General features: G+C 40.6%; 11 protein-coding genes and 1 tRNA gene. 10 read left to right on the top strand and 2 right to left on the bottom strand.

The window, feature by feature from the left end; all coding sequences use genetic code 11:
* Positions 1-219 precede the first annotated feature (219 nt).
* The 7 genes from rlmE (at position 220) to CXF85_RS02435 (ending at position 6899) form a co-directional block, all read left to right on the top strand.
* Positions 220-849 (top strand): 23S rRNA (uridine(2552)-2'-O)-methyltransferase RlmE, encoded by a 630-nt coding sequence (gene rlmE, locus CXF85_RS02465; RefSeq protein ID WP_101226946.1) that lies wholly within the window; start codon positions 220-222, stop codon positions 847-849.
* Positions 850-997: 148 nt separating this feature from the next.
* Positions 998-2989, top strand: a complete 1992-nt coding sequence (gene ftsH / locus CXF85_RS02460) for an ATP-dependent zinc metalloprotease FtsH (protein WP_101226945.1) — start codon at positions 998-1000, stop codon at positions 2987-2989.
* A 120-nt stretch (positions 2990-3109) separates the two neighbouring features.
* On the top strand, positions 3110-3946 hold the full coding sequence (gene folP / locus CXF85_RS02455) for a dihydropteroate synthase (RefSeq protein WP_101226944.1): 837 nt from the start codon (positions 3110-3112) through the stop codon (positions 3944-3946).
* 97 nt (positions 3947-4043) lie between these two features.
* Positions 4044-5381: a phosphoglucosamine mutase gene (gene glmM / locus CXF85_RS02450; RefSeq protein ID WP_101226943.1), complete on the top strand. Its 1338-nt coding sequence runs from the start codon at positions 4044-4046 to the stop codon at positions 5379-5381.
* 195 nt (positions 5382-5576) lie between these two features.
* Positions 5577-6347 carry a triose-phosphate isomerase gene (tpiA, locus tag CXF85_RS02445; RefSeq protein WP_101226942.1) on the top strand — a complete coding sequence of 257 codons (771 nt, stop codon included), beginning with the start codon at positions 5577-5579 and terminating at the stop codon, positions 6345-6347.
* A gap of 1 nt (position 6348) precedes the next feature.
* Positions 6349-6753, top strand: a complete 405-nt coding sequence (gene secG, locus CXF85_RS02440) for a preprotein translocase subunit SecG (protein WP_101226941.1) — start codon at positions 6349-6351, stop codon at positions 6751-6753.
* A 61-nt stretch (positions 6754-6814) separates the two neighbouring features.
* A tRNA-Leu gene (locus tag CXF85_RS02435) sits at positions 6815-6899 on the top strand.
* Between the two features lie 114 nt (positions 6900-7013).
* On the opposite strand, the gene CXF85_RS02430 is transcribed toward CXF85_RS02435, so the two are convergent.
* Together CXF85_RS02430 and CXF85_RS02425 are read right to left on the bottom strand one after the other, a co-directional pair.
* Positions 7014-9224, bottom strand: coding sequence for a CHASE2 domain-containing protein (locus tag CXF85_RS02430; protein ID WP_101226940.1), 2211 nt, complete (start codon positions 9222-9224; stop codon positions 7014-7016).
* A 27-nt stretch (positions 9225-9251) separates the two neighbouring features.
* Positions 9252-10001: a hypothetical protein gene (locus CXF85_RS02425; protein WP_101226939.1), complete on the bottom strand. Its 750-nt coding sequence runs from the start codon at positions 9999-10001 to the stop codon at positions 9252-9254.
* A gap of 442 nt (positions 10002-10443) precedes the next feature.
* Here CXF85_RS02425 and CXF85_RS02420 point away from each other — a divergent pair, with 442 nt between their 5' ends.
* From CXF85_RS02420 to CXF85_RS02410, 3 genes are read left to right on the top strand one after another with little or no spacing between them, the layout of a single operon-like run.
* On the top strand, positions 10444-14238 hold the full coding sequence (locus tag CXF85_RS02420) for a thrombospondin type 3 repeat-containing protein (RefSeq protein ID WP_101226938.1): 3795 nt from the start codon (positions 10444-10446) through the stop codon (positions 14236-14238).
* Complete coding sequence (locus CXF85_RS02415; RefSeq protein WP_157829014.1) at positions 14184-15158, top strand: hypothetical protein; 975 nt, start codon at positions 14184-14186, stop codon at positions 15156-15158. Before CXF85_RS02420 ends, CXF85_RS02415 begins: the two co-directional genes overlap by 55 nt.
* Complete coding sequence (locus CXF85_RS02410) at positions 15158-17374, top strand: hypothetical protein (protein ID WP_101226936.1); 2217 nt, start codon at positions 15158-15160, stop codon at positions 17372-17374. Before CXF85_RS02415 ends, CXF85_RS02410 begins: the two co-directional genes overlap by 1 nt.
* Positions 17375-17666: the final 292 nt, after the last annotated feature.

Genomic DNA, 17666 nt, shown 5'->3' with positions numbered 1-17666 from the left:
TCTCGGATAAGCAACATCCGTGTTGCGTCCTTGTAAAAATCAATAAAGTAGCATATAAGCCTTTTAAACTGGCCCTCCGGAAACTTGTCAGGTAAGTGATAAGTTCATAAATTTTTTTAGGACTAGAATAACTAGACCAATACAAAATTTATTAGAATTGATATGATACTAATAGTTAAATAATTAAAAACGTTTAAGTTATTGTGAGTAAGAAAAAACATGACAAATAAAAAACACAAAGCGAGCAGTCAAAAGTGGTTAGACGAACACTTTGATGATGAATATGTAAAAAAGGCACAACGTTTAGGTTTACGCTCGCGCGCAGTTTTTAAACTTGAAGAAATCAATATTAAAGATAAATTGATTAAACCAGGTATGAAAGTTGTTGATTTAGGTGCAGCCCCAGGTGGTTGGTCTGAATATGCTGTTAAAGTTGTTGGGGATAAAGGTCAAGTTATCGCCTGTGATATTTTACCTATGGATGCCATTGTTGGTGTTGATTTTCTTGAAGGTGACTTTCGAGAAGAGGAAGTACTCGATGCGTTATTAAAACGTATTTCAGGAAAAAACATTGACGTTGTTATGTCTGACATGGCTGCGAACATGACAGGTAATGAAAGTGCTGATTCAGCGCGTAGTATGTATTTAGTCGAGTTAGCGTTAGATATGTGTAGCCAGGTATTGAAGCCTAATGGCTCATTTGTGGCAAAAGTATTCCAAGGTGCTGGTTTTGAAGAATATATGAAAGCTACCCGAGAAGTATTTAAAACAGTCAAAACCCGTAAGCCTGATTCATCAAGAGCACGCTCTCGAGAAGTTTATTTAGTAGGTACTGGTTATAAAGGTTAGGTGCAATTTTTAAGCGGAAGTTGTAACCAGTTGTTACTGGCGACTAAAGTTAAATAGCGACTGGCCTTGAATTGTAGTAAATTAGGCACAATAGACTAGAATAGATTTATTCTTATAAATATATTAAATATCAAAAGAGGTCACTAAGTTGAGCGATATGGCAAAAAATCTTATTTTATGGTTAGTAATTGCAGTTGTTTTGATGAGTGTATTTCAGAGTTTTACTCCTGATACATCAAAAGACCAAGCAATGGACTATACCCGCTTTATTCAGGATGTGCGTCAAGGACAAATTCGCGATGCGAATGTCGATAGAAATGGCGTGATCACAGGTGAAAAACGTAGTGGTGAAGAATACAAAACAGTTATACCTGGTGGCTATGATCGTGATTTAATTAACGATCTTGTTAAGCAAGGTGTACGTGCCCAAGGAAAATTACCTGAAGAAACTAGTTTCTTAACGACTATTTTCGTTTCATGGTTCCCGATGATTTTGCTTATTGGTGTATGGATTTTCTTCATGCGTCAAATGCAAGGTGGTGGTGGTAAAGGTGCTATGTCTTTTGGTAAATCTAAAGCACGTCAACTTAGCGAAGAACAAATCAAAACAACTTTCGCCGATGTGGCTGGTTGTGATGAAGCTAAAGAAGACGTTGCCGAATTAGTTGATTACTTACGTGAACCAAGCCGCTTCCAAAAACTGGGTGGACGTATTCCATCGGGTATTTTACTTGTTGGCCAACCTGGTACAGGTAAAACGTTATTAGCTAAAGCTATTGCCGGTGAAGCGAAAGTTCCTTTCTTTACTATTTCTGGTTCAGATTTTGTTGAAATGTTTGTTGGTGTTGGTGCATCTCGTGTACGTGACATGTTCGAACAAGCTAAAAAAGCAGCGCCTTGTATTATCTTTATCGATGAAATCGATGCCGTAGGTCGCCAACGTGGCGCAGGTATGGGTGGTGGACATGATGAACGTGAACAAACACTAAACCAAATGTTAGTAGAAATGGATGGTTTTGAAGGTAATGAAGGCGTTATCGTTATTGCCGCAACTAACCGTCCAGACGTATTAGACCCTGCGTTACTTCGTCCAGGCCGTTTTGACCGTCAAGTAACCGTTGGTTTACCTGATATTAAAGGTCGCGAACAAATCCTTAAAGTACATATGCGTAAAGTACCGTTAGGTGATGATGTTAAAGCTGAAGTTATTGCACGTGGTACTCCTGGATTCTCAGGTGCTGATTTAGCTAACTTAGTAAACGAAGCGGCTTTATGTGCAGCGCGTACAGAACGTCGTTTAGTTAGCATGAAAGAATTTGACGCAGCTAAAGATAAAATCATGATGGGCTCAGAACGCAAATCAATGGTTATGAGTGATTCAGAAAGAGAAATGACTGCTTATCATGAGGCGGGTCACGCGATTATTGGTCGTTTAGTGCCAGATCATGATCCTGTTTATAAAGTAAGTATCATTCCACGTGGCCGTGCCCTTGGTGTGACTATGTACTTACCAGAGCAAGATCGATTCAGCCACTCTAAGCAACATTTAGAAAGTAATATCTCTTCTCTATATGGTGGTCGTGTTGCTGAAGACGTTATTTACGGTAGTGATAAAGTATCTACCGGTGCTTCAAACGACATTGAACGTGCAACTAACATTGCTCGTAAAATGGTAACGCAATGGGGCTTATCTGAAAAAATGGGTCCTATGTTGTTCGCTGAAGAAGAAGGTGAAGTATTCTTAGGTCGCACCTCTTCTAAGTCATTACACATGTCTGATGAAACAGCAAAACTGATTGATGAAGAAATAAAAGCAGTAGTTAACCGTAATTATCAACGCGCAGAAGACTTAATCAAAGAAAATATGGACGTTTTACACGCCATGAAAGATTGTTTGATGAAGTATGAAACGATTGATGCGTTGCAGATTGATGACTTAATGGCTAGAACGACTGTTCGCCCACCAGCAGGTTGGGAAGACAATGATAGTTCAAACTCTAACTCTGATAACAGCAAAGGTGATAAAGCTGCAGATGTTGAAGTTGCAAGTAAAGATGCTGAAAAAGCTACTGAGACTGAAAAGCCTACTGAAGTAACACCTGATACGACTAAGCCAAGCGGCGATACTCCTTCAAGTTAATTTGCTTCCAATAAGCTTTTAATAAATAAAAAAGCCTCGATATTTACTTTAAATATCGAGGCTTTTTCTTATGTATAACTCTTGTATTTAAGTATCGATAAGAGCAATAAAGATTAAGTAATGACTGAAAATAAATTAACATCAAGCAACTTAAGCAATACAAATTCGCCACAAGTTATGGGTATTCTCAATGTAACCCCAGACTCATTCTCTGATGGCGGAAAGTTTGCCACGTTCGATAAAGCGTTAGCGCAAGTTGAACAAATGATACTCGACGGTGCTGATATTATCGATATCGGTGGAGAATCGACTCGCCCGGGCGCTGTTGATGTTAGCGAAGAAGATGAGTTAGCACGCGTTATTCCATTACTTAAAGCGATAAAATCAAATTTTGATATCAAGGTATCAATTGATACCAGTAAAGCTGAAGTAATGTCGCAAGCAATCGCTCACGGTGCTGACATTATTAATGATGTTAGAGCATTACAGAACGAAGGCTGTTTAGCGGTATTAGCACAAAGTGATGTCCCCGTGTGCTTAATGCATATGCAAGGTTTACCGCGTTCAATGCAGCATAATCCGCAATATAATGAAGTTATTGGCGATATAAAGCAGTTTTTCATCGACCGTATTAGTCTTTGTGAACAAGCCGGTATTAAGCGAGATCGTCTAATTTTAGATCCCGGCTTTGGCTTTGGTAAAACGTTAGAGCAAAATTATCAGCTACTGGCTCAATTGAATCAGTTTAATGATTTAGGCTTGCCTTTGTTATCGGGTACATCGAGGAAATCAATGATAGGCAATTTATTAGCACGTAATGTTGATGAACGTCTTGCAGGTAGCATAACTACCGCTATAATAGCCGCACAGCAAAACGCTAGTATAATTCGAGTGCATGATATTAAAGAAACTGTCGATGCCTTAAAAGTATTATCCATGACAGCTAAATATCAGTAATCAGTACTGCAAAAATAACAATAAATAATGTTAGTTAAGCTAACAAATCTAGCAGCGAATAAATGCTGCTATAGAATAAAATATATAAGGAAGATATATGTCTGATCGTAAATATTTTGGTACCGATGGTATCCGTGGTTTAGTTGGTCAATATCCAATAACACCAGAATTCGTAATGAAGCTAGGTTATGCCGCAGGTAAAGTACTTGCCGGTCAAGGCACTAAAAAGGTACTTATCGGTAAAGATACACGTATCTCAGGTTACATGCTTGAATCAGCACTTGAAGCGGGATTTTCAGCGGCAGGTATCGATGTAGGGCTTCTTGGGCCTATGCCAACGCCAGGTATTGCTTATTTAACTAAAACATTCAGAGCCGAAGCCGGCATTGTTATTAGTGCATCGCATAACCCTTTCTACGACAACGGCATCAAGTTCTTCTCAAGCACAGGTCAGAAACTACCTGATGATGTTGAATTAGCCATTGAAGCTGAATTAGACAAACCTATGGGTTGTGTTGAATCAGCAAAACTAGGTAAAGCAAATCGTATTAATGATGCGGCAGGGCGTTACATAGAATTTTGTAAAAGTAATTTCCCTAGCAGAAAGTCATTAAAAGATTTAACCATCGTGGTTGATTGTGCCCACGGGGCAACCTATCACATAGCGCCTAATGTATTTCGTGAATTAGGTGCAACGGTTATCGAAATAGGCACTGCGCCAAATGGTACCAATATCAATGACGGTTGTGGCGCAACATCAATGGACGCTATCAGTAAAGCGGTTGTTGAACATAACGCCGACTTAGGTATTGCCCTTGATGGTGATGGCGACCGTATTATGATGGTTGACCATACCGGTTATGTTATTGATGGTGATGAAATCATCTATATCATCGCTTGTAATGACCTAAGAACTGGTCGCAAGGATGGCGGTGTTGTTGGTACCTTAATGAGTAATATGGGCTTAGAGTTAGCCTTAAAAGAATTAGATATCGAGTTTGTCCGCAGTAATGTTGGTGACCGTCATGTAATGGAATTATTAAGAGAAAAAGGTTGGCAGCTTGGTGCAGAAAATTCAGGTCATGTTATAAACCTAAATCACACTTCTACTGGTGACGGTATCATTGCCGCACTTAATGTACTTACTGCAGTAATTAAGCAGAAAAAATCATTACATGAATTACGTCAAGGTATTACTATGCTACCGCAACTTCTTGTTAATGTACGTTTTGCGGGTGAAAACAACCCACTGAATGATGCTGATGTACTAACCGCTGTTGATGAAGTTAATGAAACGCTAACAGGTCGAGGTCGAGTATTATTACGCAAATCAGGTACCGAACCACTTATACGTGTAATGGTTGAAGGTCCAGATATGGATGAGGTCACTTTATTAGCGAATAAAATTGCTGATCTTGTGAAACTTGTTAAGTAATTAGCAAGACTAATCACCACTATTAATAGCTAAATGCCGCGATAAGTATAAAAAAACTGCAACCAGTAAAAGATATGGGTTAAATACTTGTATCTTTTGCGTAGGTTAGTTACTATCTCGCGGCTTCATTTTAGCAATGACCTCTTTTAAAATTAACTGAAGTCATAAGATAATAACCTAGGCTAAGAGGTATAAATGACTAGACAAGCAATTGTAGCCGCAAATTGGAAGATGAACGGTGACTCAGCCCTAGTTGATACTATGGTTTCAGGATTGGCAGATATTAAACTTTCATCACACGTTGATGTAGTTATTTGTCCTAGCTTTCCTTATTTATCTGAGCTTAATCAGAAAATAAAAGCAGCTAAGTTAAATGAAGCAATTCATGTCGGCTCACAGAATGTGAGTGAACATGAAAGTGGTGCCTTTACCGGCGAAATATCCACGGCTATGTTGAAAGACCTAGCGATTAACTATGTAATAGTTGGTCACTCTGAACGTAGAAGTATCTACAAAGAAACTTCTACGCAAGTTGCTAAAAAAGTTCATGCAGCATTAAATGCTGGCTTAACACCAATCTTATGTATTGGCGAAAGCGAAGCAGAACGAGCAACAGGAGAAACAGAAACTGTGTTGTCGGCACAGATTCAGCCAGTTATCGATGATATTGGCATAGACAAATTTATTGATGTTGTTATCGCTTATGAACCCGTTTGGGCCATAGGAACAGGTAAAACAGCATCAAGTGCGATGGCACAAGAAACACATCAGTTTATTCGTCAATTTTTAGCTCAGCAAAACGAGTTAGTTTCGGATAAAGTACCATTACTCTACGGTGGCAGCGTTAACGCAGCTAACTGTGAAGAATTATTCGCACAAACTGATATAGACGGTGGTCTTATTGGCGGTGCTAGTTTAAAAGCTGAACAATTTAAAATTATTTGTTCCGCAGCGAAAGGAAAATAAAATGTTGTATCAAGTATTAATTATCGTTTACGTACTTATTGCTTTAGCTCTAATTGGCTTAGTATTAATCCAGCAAGGTAAAGGCGCAGACATGGGTGCCTCTTTTGGTGCCGGCTCTTCTGCAACTGTTTTTGGCTCAGGTGGTTCAGGTAACTTCCTTACGTCAGCAACAACGTATTTAGCGGTAGGCTTCTTTGTTATTAGCTTAATCCTAGGTAACTTAACTGCCAACAAGACTAAGTCTGTTGATGAGTGGAATAACCTAGCGGTTCCTGCTGAACAGGCAGTTGATGCTATTCCAAGTGAAAGTCTTGAAGCAACTACATTACCAGCTGTTCAAAACAGTGATGTACCTGCATCAGACGAACCTGTTAAGAAAGAAGATAGCAGCAACGTTCCAGATTAAATTTTAACTAAACCTCAATTTAGTTAAAAAGTACAAAGGCAAAAAACATATTAAGTATTGCGCGGATGTGGCGGAATTGGTAGACGCGTCAGCTTGAGGGGCTGGTGACTTAGGTCGTGGGGGTTCAAGTCCCCCCATCCGCACCACTTAATTTGTATAGAATATTAAAAGGCCGATACGTAATGTATCGGCTTTTTTGCGTTTGATTGTCTGGTCTTCAAATTATTCATCTCACTTACCCAAAGGTGCTTTAGTGTTGATTATTTATTTTTATGGGTAAATACGCCATCCCAATCTTCAGTGGGGCGTTCTAGTTGATAACGGGTAATTCGCTGCAAGTAAACCTGGTAAAGAATTGCTATTGGCAGATGTTTGTTTTTCTCAGCAAGCAGTTCAATATCCGTCTTTGCATCATCCCATTTTTGCGCATAGTAGAGTTCAAGTGCATGATGGAATTGCTCAACTTCTTTCTTTATATTTTCACTGACATTCTCTGCCGCACCCAATACCTCATAGATGGTAACCGCCTGTTCTTTACCTTTGACCTTCACCTGGTCGAGTTGGCGAAATACATAATGAGGGGCTGCGGCTTTGGTAAATTCGCTTACTATAAGAGAAACACCATATTGTTTGGTCAAACCTTCCAAGCGAGCACCTAGGTTTACCGCATCACCAACAATGGTATAAACCATTCGATATTCCGAACCCATATTGCCTACATTCATCATGCCAGTGTTGAGGCCAATACCGATCTTGATTGCTGGCCAGCCACGCGCTTGGAACTCTGGTTGGAGTTGCTCAAGTTTTTCCAACATACTCAGTGCCGAACGAATCGCCTGATCGGCATGTTTATCATCAGGTACAGGTGAACCCCAAAAAGACATAATGCAGTCACCCATATATTTATCAATGGTTCCTCGGCAATCATGGATTACTTTTGTCATAGGGGTAAAAAATTTGTTAAGTAATTCACAGAGTTCTTGTGGTGTAAGCTCTTCAGATATCGTAGTAAATCCCCTGATATCTGCAAATAATACGGTTAACTCTCTAGACTGGCCTTCCTGTGTTGCAAGCTCAGGTTGCTCAACCATTTCATCGACTATTTCAGGTGGAACATATTGTCCGAAGAGTTTAGTCACCGATCTCTTGATCTTATTCTCTGCGAAAAATCCCCACGACATATGGATGGTAAATGTGAATGCAATTAAAACCAGTGGCGTGGCCAGAAAAAGAATAATTCCTTGCTGCCAGAGCATAAAATTTATTATTAAGTATGAAGTGGCAACAACCGTTGTAAATAGCATCATCATTAGTGGAGACAAATAACTCGAAACAGCCATCATCAACAAGCCAATCGTTACAATGATCAGTAATTCAACCGCTAAAATATAAGAGGGTTTATAGGGAATTCGATTATCAAGAATACCAGTAATGATATTGGCATGTACTTCAACCCCTGGTAGTTGGGTATCAACAGGGCTTGCCCTTAAATCATGCAATCCAGGAGCAGAGGTACCGAGTAGGATAATACGATCTTTCAATGCGGCAGGGTCAGCCGTTTTATTAATGATATCTTTCACCGATATATAGGGGAAACTTCCTTCGGGACCACGATATGGAATGGTGACAGAGCCACTTTCATCGACAGGAATAACTAGGCTACCCAATTGGACTTGATCAATGGCAGCATAAGAGCCTACTTGCTCTACTTTCACATAATAATCCAGATCACCAATCGCTTTACGCGTTACCGCCAGCGCTAATGAAGGGTAAAATCCATTTTCATACAGCTGAATGAGTGGAACACGACGATATAATCCATCGACTTCAATATTTGGATTATCGAAAAAACCCATGCTATCAGTCGCCTGCTGAATAACATCAATGTTAGTTGTATAACCTAGCGGCTTGGCAATAGTAAGAACCTTTGCAAGTTCACTATTAATGGTTTTAATCGGCGTATTTAATTTATTTAGTGCGGTGTCATTTCCTTGATCAAACACCATGCCTAGCACTATATTTCGACCTTTTATCGACTCGGAAAATATGTCATCAAAGGCCATTTGTTTCTTGAGCATGGCACTTGCTCGATGATAATTCACATCATTAATTTCACTGGCATCAAGTTGTTCAAGTACCCTCAACCCACTAACTTCATCAGCCTCGGAAAATACCATGTCAAAGCCCAGAACCTTTATTTGATAATGGTTAAATAAAGTATCTACCAGCTCGGCTAACCGATCACGACTCCAGGGCCAATGGCCTAATTCAGTTATACTATCTTCATCAATATCAGCAATGACAACCCGATCATCGATACCTTTTGGCATGGTGATTTTTAATCGAATATCAGAAAAAATGCGTTCCAGATTATCGATCACCGGCAACTGAATATAGGGAGTGGTATTGATAAAAAGAACGATGATCACCGCGAAGTTGATCATCCAATCTTTGTATTTATTGGAGTTCATCAATATTGAGCTATCAATAGATAAATATTAATAACCCCTTCGCGGTCTGGGATAAGCTTCCTTCACCGATGAGAATGGTGTGTTACGCCCAACAATGGTTTCAATCAACTGTAATTCGACATCGGTATGGTTAATAAAAGGTGCCGGCTGAATAATATCGCCATTAGAATCATCAGCATAAACATATTTAGGGTTGTCGTGATGATTCGTTTTAACATCTTCATTGATACTAGGATCGGCTATCGAACTGATATTAACATCACCATAACAGGTACAAATATAACTGCGATTATTCTTTATCTGAGACTCGGCGTACAGGCCGGTACCTCTGATGCCCACAGTCGCTGTTGAGGTGTGTAACTTATATTGCTCCTTTTCATCACGGCTGCCAAATACCGATAAAATAGCGCCAGTAAAAAGTCGCATGCCTGTTTCAAGCATGCCTGAGCCTTGTAATACCAGTGTGGAATTTTCTCGAAGGTTATGGGCATCCTTTCCTACAGCAAAAATTATCCAGCTTGATGAAGCAGTAACGATAGTTGAATCGGCTCGAACGATTGTTTTTTCCATATTTTTACTGGTGATTGCATGCTTATCTACGGTTACTTCACCTGAAAAATCATAGATAGATTGCCCTGGAGGTAACTTTGCTGGAACATTTGCCATAACTTTGACCAGAGGGCCGATTAATCCGCTGGTGACAACGGCGGTCCATAGGCCCGTTTTAAACGTTTTTTCGAGGAATTCTCTGCGATTTTTTATTGAGCCTTCTGTCATGCTGCGCTCCCTAGCTGCGCCCATTAACTGAACACTATTAAAAGTGTGATATACAACAGTAAAGTATTTTTTTAGCCAAGATGCAAAGTTTTAAGGAAGAGAAAATCAAAACCATAATCATTCCCATGCCTAGCGTTTTACCAATCTACTACCTATTATATATATTGATTCATTGATTCTTAAAGGCATGTTTAATTAGAAGACAAAGGATAGAAGTAAAAGGATATTTTAAGCGTCAATTAGTAAACTTTTATCAATTCCATTAAGTTTGTGATCTTGTTGTGCATAGGAAAAATACATCAGGGCAAGGCGCTCGATTGAGCAATAGCTGGCTATTGGGATTGAGAGAAACGCTGACATGAAGTATTTTAACCAGCACAAGTGGGCAATAAATTAATAGAATTGCTATTAATCTGTTCAGTCGTAAAAGAGATTACAAATTATGGATAGGAACTTATCGTTTGATAGAGCTTACCTGGAAAGAATTTTAATTATATTTTGCTTTATAGCTGTCAGTGGTCAAAGTTCGCCTATTCTTGCTGCAGTCAATCCCGCCGATGCAAAAGTTACCTACAGTGGCACCAATGGGCTGTATAACGAAGTAATGAATTATAACTGCAATAAATGCCATCAAGCCGTCGAAGACCCTTCTACAGCATATTATAAGATAGCCCCTGATCTGAGCACTTTGATACTTGCACAAGGGCAGAGTAGTCGTATTGCTGCCAGAGGTGGCTACACTGACATAGCTCAGACAATACCAGGTTCAATGCCTACCATTGCTACAGGAGTATCAACACTTAGTACGGCTAAAAGACTAATAGCGGATACTTGGGATGATGACGGAGCACTCAATTACACTAATCCTGCTGTTGATGAGAATCCATCTGAATCAAGTCAAACATCAACCGGTGTAACCGTCACTGGATTTGCCAATGATAATGGCGATGATTCTAGCTATAAATATCAATTTTCCACTAATAATAGCTTTTCAGCTTCTTTGACTGAATGGACCGCGACGCAAAGTAACTCAGGCACTGGTGGTGATGGTTCAATAACCAGTAAAACAGCTACGGCCACAATCACAGACCTAACCTGTAACACACTTTATTATTATAGATTGGTAGGCAGAGATGCAATTGTCACTTCGACAAGAATAACCAATGGTGTCACCAATACTTATACACCAACGGGTTGTACTCCGGTTGCCAATAACGACAATGATACCGTCGCTGAAGGTAGTAGTGCTGTCATCAATGTTCGTGCTAATGATACTGATGCTGATACTGCAACCAACAGTTTAATTGTCTCCAATATTAGCGCAGCGACAAATGGCACTTTAACGAATAACAATGATGGCACAATTACCTATCTCCATAATGACAGTCAAACTAACAGTGGTAGTTTTACCTACACAGTTAATGATGGCACCAGAACATCGAATACGGCCACTGTAAGCATCACAGTAACACCCGTGAACGACGCACCAAGCATCACTGGTAGTCCTGCATCCTCAGTCGCAGAAGATACCCCCTATAGCTTTACTCCGCTAGGGAGTGATGTCGATATTGGTGAAACAGCAACATTGCTTTACGCTATCACCAATAAACCTAACTGGGCCAGCTTTAGCACCTCTACAGGGGCATTGACTGGTATACCTGTAGATGGAGATGTGGGGATTACAACAATAGGCATCGTTATTACCGTGACAGACGTCAACAATGCGTCGGCCTCATTGGCAAGCTTTAACCTCACGGTGACCAATATCAATGATGCACCCACTATTACCGGTACTCCCAGTAATAGTGTCGCAGAAGATAATGCATACAGCTTTACACCAATAGGGAATGATTTAGATGATGATGTATTAACTTACAGCATAACCAATCAGCCGCCTTGGAGCAGTTTTAGTACCACTACAGGCACTTTAACGGGAACACCTGTCAATGCAGATGTAGGCAGCACATCTGCAATTGTCATTTCAGTCAGAGATACCAGTAATGTATCGGCGTCATTAGTAAACTTTAATCTCATGGTGACCAATACCAATGATGCGCCAACTATTACCGGCAGCCCGCTAACCTCAGTCGAAGAAGAGAGCCTTTATAGTTTTACCCCACTCGGGGCTGATGTCGATATTGGTGAGACTGCAACCTTGGTTTATACAATTACCAATAAGCCTAGCTGGAGCAGCTTTAATACCTCTACCGGTGCATTGACCGGAACACCGGTTAAGACTGATGTAGGTATTATTTCAACAGCCATCGTTATTACCGTTACCGACGTCAACCGTGCGTCAACCTCATTGGCAAGCTTTAGCCTCACGGTGACTTTACTCGATACTGATGCCGACACCGTAGCGGATTACGATGATAACTGTCCTGATATTGCCAACACCGAACAAGAAGATTTAGACGCTGATGATATAGGTGATATCTGTGATCTGGATATTGATGGCGATGGAATAGCTAACGTTACTGAAGTAGCCAATGGCCTTGATCCCAGGGATGCAAGCGATGCAGATGAAGATCTCGATGGGGATGGATTAACCAACCTCGAAGAATATCAGCTTTGCGCCGCTAACAATGACGCACTTTGTAGCAATATGCTCGTTGATAATAATCCACCTACTATCAGTATTGCTAATTTAACTGTTCCCGCAACTGGTTACGTAACTGAAGTTGAGCTGGGCGCATCGGCAACTGATATAACTGATGGTGATATAACGCCTATCGCCGATATCAATGGTCCATTCAGGCCTGGTCGATACACCATTAACTGGACTGCTACAGATACCAATAATAACGTTATAACCGCACAACAAATCGTTGATGTTCTGCCACTTGCATCTCTTTCGGGCTCAGTGGCCACCGATGAAGGACAAACCATTAATATCACCTTTACACTCAATGGTGATGCACCCGATTACCCTGTCACTCTCAATTATACTGTGACAGGAATTGCTGATGCCACAGACCATGATTTAGTTGCTGGTTCAGTACAAATCACAGCAGGTCAGGAAGTCAGTATGCCGGTCAATATTCTTAGTGACCAAACAGCAGAATCTGATGAAGACTTTGTCATCACATTGGCCACCGTTAGTAGTCAAGCTATTCTTTCAACTGAGTTGAATTACACGGTGAGGATTTCAGAGCAGAATATGTCACCTATGGTTGCTTTATCAGTGACACAAAATAATCTAGTAACCAGTACTGTCTTCCAAGACCTAGGTACAGTCAATATTGTCGCCAATGCCACCGATGGCAACGGCGATACTCTCACCTATGACTGGTCAAGTTCAGCTATAGAAATGATGGCAACCATTAATGGCAACAGTTTCAGTTTTGATCCCGCAGTGAATAACCTTTTGCCCGGTATTTATCCGATTAAAGTGAGTGTATCCGACGGTGTCTCACAAACAGACCTCAGCCTGATGATTAATGTCGTAGCGACATCACCTGTGCTTTCTGACCTTGCAGATAGTGATAATGATGGTTTTGATGATGCAACCGAAGGTTTGGGCGACAGCGACAATGATGGATTACTCGATTATCTAGACGCCGTGAATGATGAAACTCTATTGCATACCTCTGTGTCGGCAACGGCTGATAATTACCAGAACCTACTACAAACGCAACGTGGTTTCGCCCTGCGTATCGGAGACCTAGCTTTACAGGCTAAAAGGACTGGAGCCATTATTAGTGCGCAAGAAGTAGTAGACAATAATGGTCAAACGGTAATTGATACCAATATCACCAATTTTGGCGGGATTTCTGACTTTGAAATTCACGGACTTACCATTGTGAAACCTACGGCAGTGGTCGTTTTACCACTGAATCAGTTTGTTCCTGATGAAGGAGCAAGTTATCGAAAATTCATTAACGATAGCTGGACAGAATTTGTTGTAACAGGCGATGACAATGTACGCTCAGCCAAGAAAATTGATGGTATCTGCCCGCCGCCGCTCGATGATTTATATCAGACAGGCATTGCTAAATTTTCTGAATGTATCGAGTTAACACTCACCGATGGTGGTCCTAATGATACCGACGGCATGGTTAATGGTGTGATCAAAGACCCGGGTAGTGTCGGTGTTTCTATCGAAAGCAATCAACCACCACCAGCACCCGATAAACCAACAACATCTTCTGGTGGCTCCGGACAAATTTCATCGCAGCTTTTATGGTTACTTGTGATGTTGCTATTTATCAGAATAAAAAACCGAAGAGCACCTTAATTATGCAAAAAACTAAAAATAATTTGCTCAAACTCATTCTGTTTTGCAGCCTTTATATTTGTAGTAGTACGTTTGTTGCGGTAGGCCAAACGATCGAAATTGAATGGCTCCATGATGTAGATATGTCATTTGGCTTTAATAATAATCAGGGGCAGGCACAAAAAGATAGGGATATCATTGAAGATAAATTCATCGAATTGAACTACAGCTTGATATTCAATATCGATATTAATGACGACAGTGCAATCTCTTTAAAAGGTTTCCTTGAAGCCAGAAAACAGAATGTATTGGATGATTTAAGTCGCACTACCTATGGTGCTCAATTCATTTATCGCTGGCAGTCTACCCGAGGTTTTTTCGAACCATTCTATCAATTTAATATCTCCATTCAGGATGATACCTACGGTGTTGTCCAACGTGACAGTACAGTTATAGAGTCGCAATTTTTTGCCACTAAACGCCTGACGGATGCTTTTACATTAGTCGCCGGGATTAAATATTGGTCACAGGACTCGGACGGTACGGTCTTTGATTTATATAGAAATGAAGGCTTTGTTAATTTAGATTACCGGCACAATGCCAGATACTTATGGTATATGACTTATGGTTATCGCAAGGGCGAAATCTGGTCAACTTCACAAGCTGTATTCTGTAATGGCGCCATCGCAGATGACATTTTTCCGTTGATAAACTGGTCTTTAGAAATGGAAACAGACCACGCATTTAACAATGCTTTATGTGGTGATTGGATAGCGTACAAGTTAAAAGCTGATACACACACATTAACCCTTGGCCTAAATGTAGCTGTTGGCGAAAGTAGTGCTTTCGACTTTTCAGTTTTCCATATCGACTCTACTGCAGAGGCTAATATTAGTTATCAAAGTACGATTTTTCGTGCAAGTTATTTGGTGAGATTCTAATGGGAAATAAAACGTTAAAACTGTTTATATTAGCACTCTCTATTGCTTTAACCGCTTGTTTTGATAATAGCCGTGATGATACTGAAGTCATTGAACCTCCACCCATAAATGAGTCTGTAACGGTTAATCATTTTTTACGCTTCATCAATACTCAAGCCTCTTTAGCTGCAGGTGAATATGTCATTGTTGTCGCAACTAAAGGTAATGAAGTAACAGATGACTACCAGCTGACTATTGACTATGACGATGGCACATCAATCAACTTTTCAGGCAGTTGGATCAGCTCAGGTGGCATGGACCATAGTAGTGTCGATAACCCAACTCACCCAATCTCCCTCGCGGTTTCAGGAGGCCTCAAAGTCACCTTAACCTCAACGGCGGATAACTATCTTTATTTAACCCGTAACGGCCATATTATTGCTGAAGATGATGACAGTGCCGGGGGCAGCAATGCTCAAATGGCATTAGATAACTCAAAAATTAGTTCGGCCAGTTATGCCAATGCTTATTATCAAGCGGTCGATCCCAATGCGGAACGTACTACGTTAAGCAGCTGGAAAACATTGAATGGCTTTGATAATGGTGCAGACCAGCATCTTACCTTCAGAGATCGGGTTGACCTTGGCTATGGCCGGGATATGTATGCCAAAACTCGAACCGATGGCGGTATTGCAATCTATATCGAAAACTATGTCGTACAACTGGGGCCTGGCGATGCGTCGACTTATGGCCCTTTAAGTCTTAATGCCGCGTTAACGGCTAATCAAAATTATTTTATAGGCAACTCGGCGCTAGAATATTCACCGATAGATCCCAACGATGCCACGTCGGATAAAATCGTTAAAATGTTCTTTTTTAACATCGCCGATGAAAATGGGCAACGAAGTAGGGCACTGGAAGTAGATCCTGATGGCCGTGGTTTTAAAGCTATGCCCACTCCTTGCTTTGTGTGTCATGGCGGAAAACCATTGCCATTGAACCCTGACGGTTCATTTCCTGAGCAATCTTTACGTTCAGCGAAGATGAATATACTCGACACAGAACATTTCACTTTCTCCAAAACCTCAGGGCACACAGAACAAGCGTTACAGCCTGCGATAAAAGCAATTAACCAGTTGGTACATTCTGCTTATGCGGATATGCAAGGCTGGGATGATGCTATTCAAGGTAAATGGAACGCTGATTTTGCCATTGAATTGGATACGGGCGCTTATGCTGGCGATTTTTCTGCGGTTGAATATGACAAGGATTTTATTCCTATTGGTTGGCAGAAAAATGGCAACCGCCCTGATGGGATTGAACGACTCTACAAAGAAGTCATTAAACCCCATTGTGCCGCCTGTCATTCCCTACTTGGTACAAACTCAGGAGCCAACAGAACGACTCAAATCAATAATGAGTCAGTATCTCTCGCCAATGCTATTAATTTGAGTAATTATGAACAATTCATCAGCTACTCTGACCTTATTATTGAACTGGTATATCGCCGTGGTCAAATGCCACTGTCGTTGCTAAATTACACTACATTCTGGCGGTTTCCTGAAGCTGCGCCGACATTGCTCGCTTCTTTTTTACCTGGGTTTAATGCCTTCGATGGCAATGGCAATATAAGCCCACCCCAGGTACCTGTAGCTATACTAGGCGAAAACAGAACTTCAACGTCTCCAGTCTCACTCAATGCATCAGCAAGTATTCTTTCTGAAACATTCTCCTGGAAACTACTCTCATCACCTAGTGATGCAACAGGCGTATTATCAAATGCCACCGGAATAAGTACGGTATTAACGGCCGATAAGGATGGTGACTACACCATAGAATTGACTGCGAGTAATGAGGCTGGTTTTTCAGATGTTGAGCAAACAGTTATTACCATTAACAGCTTGATGTCGCCGACTCCACAGGAGTTGACCTTTAGTAATGATATCCAACCCATTATCAGTGCTTGCTCTGGCTGCCATAGAGAGTCAGAGAATTTCGCAGGTATCGCTGTCTATTTTAATTCATCGAATCTTAATATCTATCAAAGTGTGCTTGAACGTGTCGATCTCAATGATCCAGCATCGAGCTTACTACTCTTTAAAGCAACAACACTGAACCATGGCGGTGGTATTAGAATCAAAAGGGATACAGTGGAAGGCGAACAAAATTATCAAACATTACTTAACTGGATAACCCATGGAGCACCCTGTGGTGATGATCCTATAGTTTGTTCATGAGGTAAAATTCTCTCTGTATTAGTCAACGGATCTGTTGACTATTAACGGCTTCTATCAATTCAGTGTGGCTTGATTGAATGCGAACAATATTTTGTGCAAATAAATTATCGTTAAACAACGCGCTGAAATTATCTCATCCTTTATTCTACTATCCTTTATTTCCCCATCAGTTATTAAAAACACACATCACTTATTCAATAATCACACTTTGCCAGCCCACTATTACACATCAATAATCCTCATCAATTTGTAAACTTACATCATCGAAAATTAAGAGGCTTTACTCAACAGG

The sequence above is a fragment of the Colwellia sp. 75C3 genome, from assembly GCF_002836255.1.
Lineage (GTDB): Bacteria > Pseudomonadota > Gammaproteobacteria > Enterobacterales > Alteromonadaceae > Colwellia.
This window is presented reverse-complemented; position numbering and strand designations above follow the sequence as displayed.

Excerpts from the sequence above, each read along its gene's own strand:
- CXF85_RS02425 (WP_101226939.1), bottom strand. The coding sequence starts at position 10,001 with ATGACAGAAGGCTCAATAAAAAATCGCAGAGAATTCCTCGAAAAAACG.
- glmM (WP_101226943.1), top strand. The coding sequence starts at position 4,044 with ATGTCTGATCGTAAATATTTTGGTACCGATGGTATCCGTGGTTTAGTT.
- CXF85_RS02410 (WP_101226936.1), top strand. The coding sequence starts at position 15,158 with ATGGGAAATAAAACGTTAAAACTGTTTATATTAGCACTCTCTATTGCT.
- CXF85_RS02415 (WP_157829014.1), top strand. The coding sequence starts at position 14,184 with ATGGTTACTTGTGATGTTGCTATTTATCAGAATAAAAAACCGAAGAGC.
- CXF85_RS02420 (WP_101226938.1), top strand. The coding sequence starts at position 10,444 with ATGGATAGGAACTTATCGTTTGATAGAGCTTACCTGGAAAGAATTTTA.
- CXF85_RS02430 (WP_101226940.1), bottom strand. The coding sequence starts at position 9,224 with ATGAACTCCAATAAATACAAAGATTGGATGATCAACTTCGCGGTGATC.
- rlmE (WP_101226946.1), top strand. The coding sequence starts at position 220 with ATGACAAATAAAAAACACAAAGCGAGCAGTCAAAAGTGGTTAGACGAA.
- secG (WP_101226941.1), top strand. The coding sequence starts at position 6,349 with ATGTTGTATCAAGTATTAATTATCGTTTACGTACTTATTGCTTTAGCT.
- folP (WP_101226944.1), top strand. The coding sequence starts at position 3,110 with ATGACTGAAAATAAATTAACATCAAGCAACTTAAGCAATACAAATTCG.
- tpiA (WP_101226942.1), top strand. The coding sequence starts at position 5,577 with ATGACTAGACAAGCAATTGTAGCCGCAAATTGGAAGATGAACGGTGAC.